Origin of the sequence: Geopsychrobacter electrodiphilus DSM 16401 (assembly GCF_000384395.1) — a bacterium.
GTDB classification, from domain to species: domain Bacteria; phylum Desulfobacterota; class Desulfuromonadia; order Desulfuromonadales; family Geopsychrobacteraceae; genus Geopsychrobacter; species Geopsychrobacter electrodiphilus.
In genome coordinates this window covers 916,547-930,609 of sequence record NZ_ARWE01000001.1, presented here as the reverse complement: position 1 = coordinate 930,609, position 14,063 = coordinate 916,547, and the positions used below count along the sequence as shown (strand labels likewise).

General features: G+C 51.5%; 19 protein-coding genes. 11 read left to right on the top strand and 8 right to left on the bottom strand.

Features of this window, described 5'->3' with window-relative positions; all coding sequences use genetic code 11:
• The first annotated feature begins 31 nt into the window (after positions 1 to 31).
• Complete coding sequence (gene wrbA, locus D888_RS0104360; protein ID WP_020675316.1) at positions 32 to 652, top strand: NAD(P)H:quinone oxidoreductase; 621 nt, start codon at positions 32 to 34, stop codon at positions 650 to 652.
• Positions 653 to 805: 153 nt separating this feature from the next.
• Here wrbA and D888_RS0104355 read toward each other — a convergent pair whose 3' ends face one another.
• From D888_RS0104355 to D888_RS0104315, 8 genes are all read right to left on the bottom strand, one after another.
• Positions 806 to 2,284, bottom strand: coding sequence for a recombinase family protein (locus D888_RS0104355; protein ID WP_020675315.1), 1,479 nt, complete (start codon positions 2,282 to 2,284; stop codon positions 806 to 808).
• A gap of 455 nt (positions 2,285 to 2,739) precedes the next feature.
• Complete coding sequence (locus D888_RS0104345) at positions 2,740 to 3,747, bottom strand: SDH family Clp fold serine proteinase (protein WP_211215657.1); 1,008 nt, start codon at positions 3,745 to 3,747, stop codon at positions 2,740 to 2,742.
• A gap of 227 nt (positions 3,748 to 3,974) precedes the next feature.
• Positions 3,975 to 4,226: a hypothetical protein gene (locus tag D888_RS23555; protein WP_083928770.1), complete on the bottom strand. Its 252-nt coding sequence runs from the start codon at positions 4,224 to 4,226 to the stop codon at positions 3,975 to 3,977.
• Positions 4,227 to 4,400: 174 nt separating this feature from the next.
• Positions 4,401 to 4,820: a zinc ribbon domain-containing protein gene (locus tag D888_RS23920; RefSeq protein WP_156826944.1), complete on the bottom strand. Its 420-nt coding sequence runs from the start codon at positions 4,818 to 4,820 to the stop codon at positions 4,401 to 4,403.
• Positions 4,821 to 4,978: 158 nt separating this feature from the next.
• Positions 4,979 to 5,542 carry a hypothetical protein gene (locus D888_RS0104330; protein ID WP_020675310.1) on the bottom strand — a complete coding sequence of 188 codons (564 nt, stop codon included), beginning with the start codon at positions 5,540 to 5,542 and terminating at the stop codon, positions 4,979 to 4,981.
• 64 nt (positions 5,543 to 5,606) lie between these two features.
• Positions 5,607 to 5,951 (bottom strand): hypothetical protein, encoded by a 345-nt coding sequence (locus D888_RS0104325; RefSeq protein WP_020675309.1) that lies wholly within the window; start codon positions 5,949 to 5,951, stop codon positions 5,607 to 5,609.
• A gap of 18 nt (positions 5,952 to 5,969) precedes the next feature.
• Positions 5,970 to 6,497 (bottom strand): hypothetical protein, encoded by a 528-nt coding sequence (locus D888_RS0104320; RefSeq protein WP_020675308.1) that lies wholly within the window; start codon positions 6,495 to 6,497, stop codon positions 5,970 to 5,972.
• A gap of 31 nt (positions 6,498 to 6,528) precedes the next feature.
• Positions 6,529 to 6,975, bottom strand: a complete 447-nt coding sequence (locus D888_RS0104315; RefSeq protein WP_020675307.1) for a helix-turn-helix domain-containing protein — start codon at positions 6,973 to 6,975, stop codon at positions 6,529 to 6,531.
• Between the two features lie 180 nt (positions 6,976 to 7,155).
• On the opposite strand from D888_RS0104315, the gene D888_RS20660 reads away from it, so the two are divergent.
• The 10 genes from D888_RS20660 to D888_RS20650 all read left to right on the top strand — a co-directional run bounded on the left by D888_RS20660 (position 7,156) and on the right by D888_RS20650 (position 14,030).
• Positions 7,156 to 7,752, top strand: coding sequence for a helix-turn-helix domain-containing protein (locus D888_RS20660; protein ID WP_020675306.1), 597 nt, complete (start codon positions 7,156 to 7,158; stop codon positions 7,750 to 7,752).
• A 3-nt stretch (positions 7,753 to 7,755) separates the two neighbouring features.
• Positions 7,756 to 8,139, top strand: coding sequence for a hypothetical protein (locus tag D888_RS0104305; protein WP_020675305.1), 384 nt, complete (start codon positions 7,756 to 7,758; stop codon positions 8,137 to 8,139).
• 179 nt (positions 8,140 to 8,318) lie between these two features.
• A complete protein-coding gene (locus tag D888_RS0104300; RefSeq protein ID WP_020675304.1) occupies positions 8,319 to 8,594 on the top strand; it encodes a hypothetical protein in 276 nt (91 codons plus the stop codon).
• 172 nt (positions 8,595 to 8,766) lie between these two features.
• Positions 8,767 to 8,895 (top strand): hypothetical protein, encoded by a 129-nt coding sequence (locus D888_RS24735; RefSeq protein WP_020675303.1) that lies wholly within the window; start codon positions 8,767 to 8,769, stop codon positions 8,893 to 8,895.
• Between the two features lie 43 nt (positions 8,896 to 8,938).
• The gene (locus D888_RS0104290) at positions 8,939 to 9,133 is read left to right on the top strand and encodes a hypothetical protein (RefSeq protein WP_020675302.1); all 195 of its coding nucleotides are present in this window, start codon (positions 8,939 to 8,941) and stop codon (positions 9,131 to 9,133) included.
• On the top strand, positions 9,133 to 9,330 hold the full coding sequence (locus tag D888_RS0104285; RefSeq protein WP_020675301.1) for a hypothetical protein: 198 nt from the start codon (positions 9,133 to 9,135) through the stop codon (positions 9,328 to 9,330). The genes D888_RS0104290 and D888_RS0104285 overlap by 1 nt, the downstream gene beginning before the upstream one ends.
• Positions 9,331 to 9,343: 13 nt before the next feature.
• Entirely contained in the window at positions 9,344 to 9,682 is a 339-nt protein-coding gene (locus D888_RS0104280) for a hypothetical protein (RefSeq protein WP_020675300.1), read from the top strand.
• Positions 9,682 to 10,659, top strand: a complete 978-nt coding sequence (locus D888_RS0104275) for a CHC2 zinc finger domain-containing protein (protein WP_020675299.1) — start codon at positions 9,682 to 9,684, stop codon at positions 10,657 to 10,659. The genes D888_RS0104280 and D888_RS0104275 overlap by 1 nt, the downstream gene beginning before the upstream one ends.
• 229 nt (positions 10,660 to 10,888) lie before the next feature.
• Positions 10,889 to 12,517 carry a DNA cytosine methyltransferase gene (locus tag D888_RS0104270; protein WP_020675298.1) on the top strand — a complete coding sequence of 543 codons (1,629 nt, stop codon included), beginning with the start codon at positions 10,889 to 10,891 and terminating at the stop codon, positions 12,515 to 12,517.
• Positions 12,510 to 14,030, top strand: a complete 1,521-nt coding sequence (locus D888_RS20650; RefSeq protein ID WP_020675297.1) for a DNA primase family protein — start codon at positions 12,510 to 12,512, stop codon at positions 14,028 to 14,030. The genes D888_RS0104270 and D888_RS20650 overlap by 8 nt, the downstream gene beginning before the upstream one ends.
• Positions 14,031 to 14,063: the final 33 nt, after the last annotated feature.

The window sequence follows — 14,063 nt, the reverse complement described above, 5'->3', positions numbered from 1 at the left end:
ATCAGACGCAGAACGCATAAGGAGACACATCATGACAAAAATCCAGGTAGTTTTTTACAGCATGTATTCGCATGTTTATCAGTTGGCTGAAGCTATCAGCGCGGGGGCTCGCCAGGTCGCGGGGGTTGAAGTCAGCCTGCTCCAGGTCCCCGAACTCATGTCGGAGGAGGCGCTGGAGAAGAGCGGCGCTAAAGCCGCCCGTGACAGTTTTGCTCATATTCCGATGGCCACCCCCGACCACCTGGCCGAGGCCGACGGCATCATCTTCGGCACCCCGACCCGTTTCGGCAACATGACAGCTCAAATGCGCAACTTTCTCGATCAGACCGGCGGACTGTGGATGACAGGCGGCCTGATTGGTAAAGTCAGCAGTGTCTTCGCCTCAACCGGGACCCAGCACGGTGGTCAGGAGACCACCATCACCAGCTTTCACACCACATTGCTGCACCACGGCATGATCATCGTCGGAGTTCCCTACAGCGAACAGCGTCTCCTGACCCTGGACGAAGTTTCGGGTGGCTCGCCCTACGGCGCCACCACTCTCGCCGGCGCCGACGGTTCACGCATGCCGAGTGAAAATGAACTGGCCATTGCGCGCTTTCAGGGGCAGCATGTTGCCGAGGTGACCGCCCAGCTTAAGCGCGGCGCCTAATTCGAAGGGTTGGCTGGAAGTGATTGACTAAGGGTGGCAATTGCGCTAAATACTGCAGACGCAATCTGCCGCCCTAGCTCAGTTGGTAGAGCGTATGAGCTATATAATAATGAGTTTCAAGGCCGCCGCCCGTCAGGGTTTGCGGCTTTTTTATTATGGTTTCCAGTGGCCTTTGGGGTTGGTTTTGCCGGGTGCGGGGAGTTTTATTTGGGCGGTGGTTCGGCCGTCTGGGTGGCGGGGAAATTTGTAGTTGAGAGTGATGGTGGTGGTGCCGATGGTGATGCTTTCAAGTATGGCTATCAGCAGTTCGCGCTGTTCTTTTTTGGTGAGCTGGTCGATCTCTGCCCGGGTGAGGGTGATGTCCTCCCAGTTGGGCGGTTCGGTGGTTTGGTTGGTGAGTTCGGCCAGGCGTTTTTTACAGGCGTTGCTGCTAGTTTCGATCTGTTGGCGTTTTTCTTTGGCGTCGGCGAAGTCGATAATGCCTTCGGTGATGGCGTCGATGAGGCGCTGTTTTTGTTTTTGCAGGCTGTCGAGTTCGGTGTTGATGGCTTTGATCTGCTGGGCGGTGGTGTTGGTGCTGTTGTGGTCGATCCAGTAGGTTTTGATCTGATCGAGGCGCTCGAGGGTGTTGGAGACGTTGGTGAGCACGAGCTGGTCGATGACGCTCTGGGGGATCATGCGCGCGGATCCGCAGCCGCCTTTTTTGTCGAGGTGTCGGCAGCCGTAGTATTGTAGCTTGAGGCCGTCGCTTTTGCGGGGCTTACCGTTGGCCCAGGTGCGGACGGAGCGGCCGCAGTATTGGCAGATCATCAGGCCGCAGGCGCTGAGCATGCCGGTGATCTCACGCCGGGGGCTGTGGTGTCCGGTTTTGCGGTTTTGGGCGATGGCGTGGGCGGTTTTAGCGTCGATGACGGCGGGCCATTGGCCGGTGATCTCATTGCCGGTCTGCTCGTCGAGGCGTTTGCCCTGGTAAAAGAGCAGGCGATCATCGGCGATGATACGGCGCACGCGGATGTGCGGCAGGCCCACCTGCTCGGCGATGCTGCGGGCGCTGTGGTTGTGAGCAAGGGTGATGATGCGTTCGAAGGTTTTGAGCTGTTGTGGATCGATTTTGACGGCGTGTTCGGCTTTATCATAAGTGTAGGGCATGGGTGGTTTGCCGCCCAGGTATTTACCGGCGAGTTTCGCCTGCCGCCGCCCTTCTGCCATGCGGATCTGCATGATCTTCATTTCGACCGAAGAGAACCCGCCTTCCAGGAGCAGCAGCATCCAGTCGCTGGTTTGGGCTGGATCGAGGGTGCGGCTGAGGGTGGCGAGCTTAACCTGGTGTTGTCCGCACAGATGCAACCAGGCGGTGTAGTCTTGCAAGCTGTCGTCGCGGCTGAGGCGCGAGAGTTCGATGGTGAGGATGATGTTGATTTTACCGGCGTTGATGTCGGCTTCGAGTCGGGCGCGTTGCTTCAGATCTTCGGCTTTACCCCGGGCGGCGCTGGCGTGGCCGTCATCATAGATATGGGGCTTCCAGCCTTGCGCGATGGCATAGGCTGGAAGCTGTTCACGTTGGACAGTGAGGCGGTGGGAGTCTTTGTCTTTGTCCTCACGGGATTTGCGGATGTAGATGGCGGCGTTCATTTTGCCTTATTTACGAAAGAGCCCGCAGAGTGTTCCCTCGGGAGCACTCTGCGGGCAACTGGTTATTCGATAACCATTCTGCCTCAGGCAAGGATACCATGTGGATCCATACGCAGGTCATTCAACAATCCCTGGACTCTCGGGCCATTCGGATGTTCAGTGATGTTCAGTTTGTCCGTTCGAACCATGTTCCCAAGCCCGAGACATTGAATTGCCTTCCAAGTACAGACGAAGACGGGCATTGGGAAGAGCCGATAAAGATTGAATGATGAAAGCTCTACCTATTTTCTTCTAAATCACCAATGAAGTGCGTAACACTAAAAACACTGGTGTACATCGTCTGATTTTTTATGATCGACATCAGAGAAGTTGGGTCAGTCGAGCCTTGAATCTGGGGAGAGTGAACTACAGAGTTAATGTAGTGTGGCTCAGTTGTAAAATCTTTTGCTGAGCTGCTATGGTGTTTCATATTTCCATCCCTCAAAGCTGCGGTTATCATTGATTACCTGTTGTACTATCCCCGGTTGTGGCTGAATTTGCTGGCGACGAATCACACCTTCACTAACGTAGTAGTGACTTCCACCTTCAACACTTTCAAGCAAACACCGCTTAAGGCCATATGTTTTTTGGTTGTCAGTACCAAGAAAGCTGTTTGGTTCAAATCGAGAGGTCAATGCTAATTCATTTTCAATATCATCATAAATATTTTTTATCTTCGCGTAAAGTACGTCGTCCGGTTTTTCTACTAACATTCCCAGAGAATTCCGTGCTTCCCTGCGGTGAATCGTGTAATCATGGCTACCAGATTCACTACATAAAAACTTAACAATCCTTTCTACTATGCTTTCATCTTCAATGTGTTCTTTAATGAGTTTTGTTGCAAGCATTTGAATCTGGCTTTTTGCTCTAAAGACACGACCAAGAACCAAAGGATGAACGTTATTTGAAAGTATTGACATGACGTCTTTAAGGTGTTCTGGCCCTGTCATTTTACATTCTTCTACTGCGAGTTCTATGAAGCCCTTTATATCTTCTACGCTAACAGGAACCTTTGCATCAGGTGCAGCACCTGGTATCTGCGGGTTCAGTGGGTCGTTAATACTTGGATCTATTGGCCCTAAAGTGGCCTGCTTTGTCATAATAATATTGTTAGCACCCAAGGCCATAAGTGTGCCAGCGCTATGGCACTTTGAGGGTACTATAACTTCAATTTCGTCCGCGAATTGTTTTATTAAATTAATAATACTCCATGCAGCAAGTGTATCTCCACCACGTGTATAGAGATAAAGAGAGATTTTATTAGTTATTCCAATTTTATCCAACTGGTTTACAAAAAGGTCATATACTTCTGACGCGATCCTGGTTTCTAGTCCAGGACGATCTCCTGTTACATAAACTAGTACTTTTGAATTTCTAGCCTGCTCCAATTCCTGATACATTGCCTTTCGATTTACGTACATCATTAACTCCTTTTTCAAATATTATTAATCACATAGAAAATTACATGCGCTGGAGCATTACCCAATTTCAGTAACACGGGGGTTCAAAATACGATATGGTCTTAATTTCCCCCACCTTTTTGTATTTGATTCTAATAAAAAAGCCCACAGAGTGCTCCCTCGGGAGGAGGGGTGTCGACCGTTAAGGAACACTCTGCGGGCAACTGGTTGTCTGTTTATTCCTGTTTTATCTATTTTTTCCGATTTGGCTTCTGTGTTAAGGCCGAGGCCGCTGCACTTTTTGCGGGTTTGCTTGATTTCGAGCTTGTAAGTGTTTTTGATGCTGACGTTGCGGCTTTGGGTGAGGTCACTTTAGCTGGTGCTTTTGTCTGACTCAAAGCAGATGCAGCTGCTGACTTAGCGGCTTTGCTCGCAGTGGGACTTTTAAGAGTTTTTGATGCTGCGCTAGCTGCTTTTTTGCCAGTTACTTCTTTGTTTGCCATTGTTCCCGCCTCCTGTTGTCCAAACCTTGATGAGATATTCATCTGCTACGGCTTCCAACCTCTTCAGATGCCGAGCATCGGTTTCATTCTTTAAAAATAAAAAGCCCGCAGAGTGCCCCCCCGCAGGCGGAGGGGGCCGACCGTTAGGGGTGTACCCTGCGGGCAACTGGTTATCTATGCTGGGAAGATCATCAAATTGCTACACTTTGGGCAACGCTCCGTTGTCCCTGCAAGTTTTGTGGAGTAGTTGATAGTTGTTGAACAATGTCCGCAGTCAACCTGTTTCATTTCATTGGGTTGAGCTTCGCCTATAATGGGTTCATTTTTTGCGCCAAATTCGTAGGAACAATATCGGCAAACAACAGCCTCTGCTTTTATCGCTTCAGCACACTTGGGACATTTCTTCATATGTCCGTTTTGAATAGCATCTTTTTCGATAACCAGGTCGTTTTTGGGGATGACTGCGGCAATAATTATACCGATGGGGCCAAAAAGAATTCCGAGAAAGAAAAAAGCTCCAGAGCTTCGACCTTTTGATCCGGCGATTACTGAGCAGATAAACCCACAAATAACCCAAACAACAATATATATCATTGTGTTGACCTCGCTATGCTTCTGCTTTTTGCAGTTTATGAATTTCTGCGGTAAGCCAAACGACAATACTACTAGAAATTCCTGAACACCTTATAGGGAGTTCTATGTTTTGGGATCTAATGTTGAGCTTCCCTTTGTAAAAATCGTCTATCTGAAAATTAGCAACATAGCCTTTTTTTTTTGATCCAGGCGGTTACCTTAAATGTTGGTCCCTTACCTCTAATGCAAAATTCACCGGCTTGCTCAAACGTTGATAGCGTTTCAAGCTGGTGAGGGAGGCAGCTCTCATAGTTTTGGTTAAGAATTTCACAAATCCACCGCTCAATATCACCTCTTCTATCGAGATTATCTGAGTTGTGGGTCCAATATCCTTCTCCCCATGCATATCCATAGCGCTCGTTATCAACAAAGACATCAACCCACCGCCTTGGGTCGTCGTGTTGCTCTTCTGAGTCTGATATTTTGTAAACATCCAGGTAGTCGCTAAACCATTCGATCCGACATTTTGTGCCGAGGATCATTTTTTCAAGTGAGGCGTCTTTTTTTGGGCTATCTACTGTACGAATGACACGGGTAACTGTGGCTTCAAACGAATTTGTGTCGGATAGTGGGCTTTGCGTTGACTGGTTATAGTTTTCTGGCCGAGATTTCTTCGCAAAGGCAACCATCGCGAATATCAGAATGCCTACCAATATTAGACTCGCGAGAATAGCTCCTGCCATTGTTCCCCTCCCCTTTACTTATTTTCCGGCGACGCTGATCCGCGGATTGCGGCGTTCATTTACGTTATTGATGCAACGCTGCGAATTTTACAGGGACCACAGTTTTAAGTGGTGCCAGTTTGAATGTTAGCGGATTCATCCCTTGAGTTAAGTTTTTACCTTCAAGAGAAAAACATCGATATTTATCTTTATCCATTGAGAACAACTCGGAACAATACACATTAGTTTTTCCAACAATGTAGTGGGTCAAACTTTGATTTTCATACAAGGTCTGCAGCCCGATATCGGTTGTCTCTGCTATTAGCGTTTTATGGTTGTCTTCTATTTTTGAAAAATCAGGGATGTTTAGAATCATTGATGAAACACAGCCTGAAAGAGCAGTTGCGGCCATAAGAATTATATATCTCATTATTTTCGTTCCCTTTTCTTATTTCCCAGCGATCGTGATACGCGACATGCTGATCAGCCCGTAACCACGGACGGTTTGCATGGCGATAACATTTTTGATGTCGGCTTCTTTCATGGCTGTTTCAACTGTTGCCCCTTCAAGGCCGAAGCCGAAGACACCGACTTTTTGCACAGTATAGGTTTTGACGTCTGGGTGGTGGCCAAGGTCGAAGAAGCTGAGGTCATTTGGGGTGCCGAACAATACCGGGCCACACCCGGAGAGAATCGAGACGATGGCAAGACCCGCAATGATCTGCGTTGTCGATTTGTTGAGGATGATGATCTTCTGCCAGGCGGCTGCAATGGTGATCATTATTGTAATGGCTGCGGTCAATGATAAAAAAACGGCAGCAGCATCGATAGGTAGCATGGTGCAGATCAGCAGCACCGGTATCAGCCACTTAATGGCCGCTGGTTGTTTGCTGTGACCAGGCTTACCTGCATCAACGGCCCCCCTGAACGCCTGGGCAAGACTTCGTTTTTGTTGGTTGAACTGTTCTACAGACAAGGACCCCTCCTTCTGCTGTGGTGGTTGCGGATCAGGCCGCGAGGCGGATCAATTGAATAACCTTGGCTTTGTCGATCTGCTTGGTGGCAGCGAATTCATCATGAATCATTAAGAACAGGTTTTTGGCTTTTTCGGGGATGAGCGTCACCCCGAGTTCATTTGCAGTTTCGAAGATGAAACTGACAACCTCGGCCGCGAGTTCTCGGTTGAGGCCCCCGTATGGCGTTTGTGTTTCGTTGGTGTTTGAGTGTGCGCCAGGTCCTGGCCCTTTACCGATCACAAGCCAGTCAATGGTTGATTTACCCATGCTCGCAATAGTTGCGAGAGCATCTGGGCTCAGCTTTGTACCCTCATTTTCATATTTTGAGACAGTCCCTTTTTCAACTCCGAGAATTTTTCCGAGGTCTTCCTGCGTGAGATTTAACTTCTCGCGGATATCCCGAACCCTCCTGCCTATGCCTCTTGTTTTATCTTCCATGTGTCTATTTAAGATAAAAAATTTCCGTTTGTCAAACTTGTTTCTTTAAAAGATACACCTTATAAATTAGTAGCTTATGGTGATACAAGGGTAACCTTTATGTGCTAAATGTTTCGTATAATGATTTTTTATGCTTGACAGTATCCTTTTAAGCAACTATAAGTTTTACAAAAGGAAACATTGGAGGTTGAAATGACTTTAGGCCAGCAAATAAAAGCGGCAAGAAATAAAGCCAAGATGCGCGGAGAGGACCTCGGTGCTCTTGTTGGGTTAACAAAGGGGACTATCTCTAAAATTGAAAATGATGAGCTTAAGAACCCGCCAGATGCTCGCACATTAATCCGAATATCTGAGGTCCTTAACGCACCTGAGATCCTCCTGCATCACTGCCAAACCTGCCCCATCAGACAACACATTATGCTGCGCAACTATCCAGAATTGAACAATATCCGCAATGACCCGGCGTCTATCGTTTCCAAAATGCAGAAGGAAATGAAAGAGGCGCTCTTGGCGACTGATGATCTGGCCGAGAAGTATTTGAAGATCGACTTCAAGAGTGATCCGGAATATCGGGCAACTTTCGTCCGGGCAATGGAGCAGATTCTTGATGTTGAGCGGGTGATTGAGGAGCTGAAGTTTGACCTGGTGCTGAAGCAGATCCACACGCAGGAAGAACTGCAAGAAGTGATCGACAACCAACAGCAGAAGTGTATCGACCACGGTCATCACAAGCCTGAGCGCAGTGGTGAGGATCGTCGTACTGGCACGGAGGGGTAAGGCATGAAATACCTTTCGCGCCTGATTAAAAAACTGATCTGCCTATTCAAGGGCCACGACTTTGGCGACTGCGTTTATATCTCGCCATCATATCTGACCTTTTGCCGTTGCTGTGGTGTCGAGATTCAGGGTCGCTCGTTTGACGACCTGGAGCCGCTGACAGATGAGGATCGTGAGCATCTTGAGTTTATTGATGATTGGGATTGGGACGATGCCGAGCGATCATTACCGTTTACCCCTGCGCTGGCTCGTGAGACGACCGCTGCAGATGCTCAGCGGCTTGAGACGGAGATCATGGCCCTGAATGAACGTTGCAAAACGTTCAACCCTTGCCAGGCAGATCCCGTTCGGATTTCTGAGCGAGGATCGAAAGGTGATCCTCTTTAACGAACTCTCTTCGGGTTCCACAGGTTGGGCACGGGTAGAGGTTATGTGGCGCAAGGTTTTCAACAAAAACGACGAACGGTGATCCGCAAAAAGAGCAAGTGATCTTAACTGCGGACCTGTTCAGGTAGGTGATGAGTTCCATTTTTATCCCCTCTGATTGGTTTTGGGAAGGATGGCAGATGGCAAGCGATAAATCAACGAATCTAGTCAATCGACCCTACCAGGTGCAGCGATCCGATCTGACCGACCAGCAGTATCAGCATTTAGCCGAGAATCTGTTCCCGCTATTGGTGCGATTGAAGCGGGTGGCGCGTGAGCGGTTGGCGGCGAAAGAGTTTGCGACACAGGGAGAGGTGAAAAGGGCGAAACGGCACCCTCATGGATATTTAGGGGCAGAGTTGACGCTCGTGACAGTCCCCGGTTTACCAGACACCCGCACTCCCGGGACTCGCTAAAGGTTTTCCGGTACTAGGAGCCGCACAAACCTCTGGTCGCATGACAGCCTGGAAAGACAGGCACTTATTTTAATTTGATCTTGCTGGCAATTCGGCTGGCAGGTGTAAAGGGCTGGGGGCTGCTACCCCCCTCCTGCGGTCCCTGGCCCTTTTTATATTCAGGAGCAAAACCATGAAAAAGAATCTGTATGGATACCTGGTGGTGGTGCTGATTTTGGTGGCTTTCGGTTGGTCTGGTACGTCTGACCTTGAGAGCCAGCTGCAAGTCCCTGGGTATTGCGTTGCTGGTGTCGACAAGTGATCGGTTTTTTTCAGGTAACCCTTGCGAGACAGGGAGGCTGCAAATGTCTGAGAACGTCGTTGATTGTAATGGATGTCTGCGTAAAACCAGCTGTGTGTTGTTGCCTCAGCGGTGCCGTGAGGCGCTGGCGGCGTATGCGGCTGATGAGGTGCTGCCTGATTGCCCGAACTATCTGCCGTGCAAGTATCGCGGCCTCGATGGTGTGATTGATCATGCGTTTCTGGCGAGGGGGCTGTGATGGAAGTTCGGTCGATTTGCTGTCTGTGCCAACGCGAGCAGAATATCCCCGCTCAAGACAATGATTCGCACACGCTGTGTGAGCCGCATATCCGGTCTTTTTATGGTGATGAGATGGCCGATCGGGTATTGGCGGCCACGAAGGCCAGATTAGAGGTTGAGCTGGCTAACCCGTTTTTAGTTGAGCAGGCGTTTTGATGGAGGGTTTCAAATGAGTTTAGCCGATCTATCTGGATTGATGAAGCACGGCAGCGCACCGACTGAGCGTGAGTTCGATCGGGATGAGGCTGGTAAGTCGATTGATGCGTTGACGTTGGAATTTAACCGCTGCCCGGTCGGCTTTACAGCCTGGCTGCAGGTTGAACTTGGCGATGCTTATGATCAGTTGATTGCGGCATGGCGTCGGATTATGGACGCCGAAAAGGCGAAGGATTTACCGATATTTAAACGCGAGTGCTCGATGGCTCAGGCGTTGTTGCGTCAATGGCTGCAGGCCTTTGCTGAGCGCGGCGAAGGATCTCAGGCTGGATTGTTTGAGGTTCGCTGTTAATGGGCTGGGCTGCAGATAATTTGACCGCGAGCGAGCGTAAGCAAATCGCCGAGGGATTGTTTCAGGTCGATCGGATTTATGGCGATGTGAAGCAGCACGGAAAGTGCCCTTTGCATGCTGATAGCTCGGCATCGTTCGTTTATCACTTCGGGGATGACTGGTACAAGTGCAAGGGCTGCAACGAGGGGGGCGACCTGGTCAACCTGTGGTGCGAGGTGAACGGTCTGGATCGTCAGGACCTGAAGGCCTTCAAGACGGAATTCGGGGACAGCTCATCGTTTACCAAGCCGAAATCTCCCACCAAAAAACCAACAGCGAAGCCGAAGCCGGCACCCCTGCCTGATGCGTTTGTTGATGAGTCGATCTATGCGGCCCTCCCTCCCCTCCCGGCTGAGCGAATTGCCGAGCTGGTGAAGTCGCGCGGCTGGACGCCGGAGGTTATTACCCGGATGGGACTGCGTGAGTTTGTGGCGGGTGGTCGGTACAAGAAGATCGCCATGCCGATTCGGGATGATGAGGGGCGTTTGTGCAATATCCGCCTGTATCAGCCTGGTGCCGCGAAGATGAAGATCATCAGCTGGTACGACCAGCAGTGTCATGCCTGCGGTGGTGCCTGGACCAAGGTTGACAAGGCGAAGGTGTGCGCTGCTTGCGGGGAGAAGCCGATCGATTACGGCCGCACGCGCCTTTACCCGCCGCCGGCGCAATGGAAGCCGGGTTTGCTGTGGGTGGTTGAAGGTGAGTCGGATCTGCTGTGTGCCTTGAGTCAGGGGTTGAACGCTGTTACGCAGACGGCCGGTGCCGGTACCTGGACGGAAGAGTTTAGCCAGGCAATGAAGGACCGCGGCGTGCTGATTGTGTATGACGCTGATAATACCGGCTACAAGGGGGCGATGCAGGCGGCTGCGTGCATTGCGAACCATGCGAAACAGGTGCGGGTGCTGATTTGGCCTGAGTTGATGGGAGGGTCTGAGTGAATATTAAATTAACATCACGTGGGTTTGCTGTCGCGCACTTCAATGACATTTATGGAAGCAGTTGTTCAATTCAAGAAAGTTCACTTGCCGAGACGAGTGCTATCTGGCTTGGCGTTGATATTGATTTCGCTGGCCATAGATGTACCCGGATGCACTTAAGTCAAGAGCAGGTCCGTGAGCTGATGCCTATACTGGAAAATTTTATTTCTAAGGGGGATCTCCGACCTTGATGAAGTATCGGATTGACCCTCAGTATTCAATTAATTTTGATGACCTGGTCGTTGACAATTTTGCCGGTGGTGGTGGGGCCTCTACTGGCATTGAGGCTGCGCTGGGCCGTCCAGTTGATATCGCTATCAACCACGATCCTGATGCGATCGCCATGCACGCCATCAATCACCCTCTTACGCACCATTTCTGCGAATCTGTCTGGGATATCGATCCGGTTAAAGTTTGCGGTGGCCGTCCGGTTGGGTTGGCCTGGTTTTCTCCTGACTGCAAGCATTTCAGCAAAGCGAAAGGCGGCAAGCCAGTCGAAAAGAAGATTCGCGGTCTTGCCTGGGTGGTGATCCGCTGGGCGAAGAAGGTCAAGCCGCGGGTGATCATGCTGGAGAACGTTGAAGAGTTTAAGACCTGGGGCCCGTTGGACGCTGACAACATGCCATGTCCTGTGCGTAAGGGTGAGACTTTCGCGCACTGGAAGCGGCAGCTGGTTCGCCTTGGCTACCAGGTTGAGCATCGTGAGCTAAGGGCCTGTGATTACGGTGCGCCGACGATCCGCAAGCGGCTGTTTATTGTCGCGCGTTGTGATGGTGCGCCGATTGTCTGGCCTGATCCGACCCATGGCCCTGGGCTTATCCCGTACCGGACGGCGGCTGACATTATCGACTGGTCTATTCCGGTGCAGAGTATTTTTGAGCGTAAGCGGCCGTTGGCTGAGAACACCCTGCGGCGCATTGCTCGGGGTCTGCAGCGGTTCGTCATTGATAATCCAGATCCTTTCATCGTGCGGATCGGTCAGACCGGTTTTGGTGGTGATCGTCTGCAGTATTCCCTTGATCAGCCATTAACGACTGTCACCAGTAAAGCTGAGCATTGTTTGGTCACGCCGATCATCTCGACCTATTACGGATCAAAATCTCAAAGCGATGTCAGGGGCCAGAAGTTGAGTGATCCCCTTGCTACTCAGCCAACTGAAAACAGGCATGCCCTGGTCACGGCTTTTCTGGCCAAGCATTTCGGCGGTGCGACGGGTGTCGAGATTGACACCCCGCTGCCTACCACGACCATGCGCGGCACTCAGAATCAGATTGTTACGGCCAACCTGGTGCGGCATTTCGGTCAGAGCGTTGGGAGTGATGCGCGTGAGCCGATCGGTACGGTTACGCCTGGCGGTTTGGGTAAAACCGGTCTGGTGACCAGCAACCTGCTGAAGCTGCGCGGTACCTGCAAGGATGGTCAGGATGTACGTGAGCCGCTGCCGACGATCACTGCCGGTGGGTTTCATGTTGGTGAGGTGCGAGCCTTCTTGTTGAAATATTACGGGACCAATATCGGCCATGGATGCGCTGAGCCGTTGCAGACGGTCACTAGTAAGCACCGGTTCGGATTGGTGACGATCAAGGGGGAAGATTACCAGATCATCGATATCTGCATGCGGATGCTTGAGCCGCGTGAGCTCTTCAGGGCGCAGGGGTTCGGTGAGGATTACATCATCGATCGGGACGCGACCGGGAAGAAGATCACCAAGACGGCTCAGGTAGCGCGCTGTGGTAATTCGGTTTGTCCTCCGGTTGCTGAGGCCCTGGTGCGGGCGAATGTGGTTGAAGTGGGACAGTCGGAGGCTGCCTGTGCCTAAGTGTCCCACCTACTACCCTGCCAACCACGGCCAGGATCTGACCGACTTCTTTGTGACGCATGGGCTGAGCGTTTCGGATTTGAATGATCTGCTGGCTACTGCGGTGACGATCGAGCCAGCAAAGCCGCCCGCAATAGATCCGAGTGTTGAGAGGTTCTTCAAGGGGCGCAAGTTCATGCCGGCGCTGTTGGCGAAGGCGATCATGGAGGACCTGAGCGTGGTGTCTGATCCGCTGACCGGCCTGGTTTATCGCTGGGAGGGGAAGTTCTGGGAGCAGTACGATCTGCAGTATATACGGGGTAAGTCGCTGCGCATGCTGGGTGATGAGGGCAACAGTGCCAAGGCTTCGGACGTGGCAAGCATGGTCCGCGACTTGTCAGTGCTGCCGATCGGGCGCCACATGAACGATGGCGAGAATCTTATCTGCCTGCAGAACGGGATGTTCAACCTGGTCTCGGCGGAACTGATTCCGCATGCGCATGATTTCTATTCGACGCACTGCCTGGGGGTTTCGTTTGATCCGGACAACGTGCTGGAGTGCCAGCGCTGGAAGAAGTTTCTGGTGGAGACGGTGCAGGACACGGCCGCGATCCGCGAGCTGCAGAAGTTTTTCGGCTACTGTCTGACGCGTGAGACGCGCTACGAGAAGATGCTACTGCTCTATGGCCCAGGTGGTGATGGCAAGTCGACGCTGATGAATATTTTGCGTCAGCTGGTCGGGGCGGAGAACTGCAGCCATATCCCCATGGGTCGCCTGGATGACCAGTTTTATCTGTCGCGCCTGGTGGACAAGCTGCTGAACATGAGCACCGAGGTCGAGTCGAAGGCGATGCAGTCCCAGGAGATCAAGGCGATTGTCTCGGGCGATCCGATATCGGCCAGCTTCAAGAACCAGACGCCTTTCGATTTTGTACCCTTCTGCAAGCTGGTCTATTCGACCAACCGCCTGCCGCGCATGCTGGACAACAGCGACGGCTTCTTTCGCAAGATCATGATCATCGAAATGCAGGGTCAGTTCGTTAAAAAGGGCGCGGCCGACATCTTCTTGTATGAGGATCTGATCAAGGAGCTGCCGGGGATCTTCGCCTGGGCGTTGGCGGGTCTGGTGATGCTGCGCGATGAGGGGTTCACGGATTCGGCGAGTATGAAGGCGAGCCTGCACGACTATAAGCGGATCAATAACAACGTGCTGTACTTCATTGAGCAACACCTGGTGGCTGATCCTGCGGCGAAGACATCGAAATCAAGGGTGTGGGAGGAGTACGGCAAGCGTTGCCGGGTGTGGGGACTGCAGCCATACGGTGAGCCTCACTTCCGCAAGGAGTTCAAGCGTTTGCTGAGCGATCTTTCTATCCCCTGTGGGGATGGGAAGATGATTGATGATCTCGACGCAACGCGTCGCACTAATGCTTATACGGGTTTCAGGCTGATCGAAGAGAAGCTGGATGATACTCCGGAGGGGGCAACCTTTGGCCCCTCCCCCGCCCCCCTCCGCGCGGAGCCCACCCCATGAGGAATATCGCAACCACCATGCCAACTTCAGTGT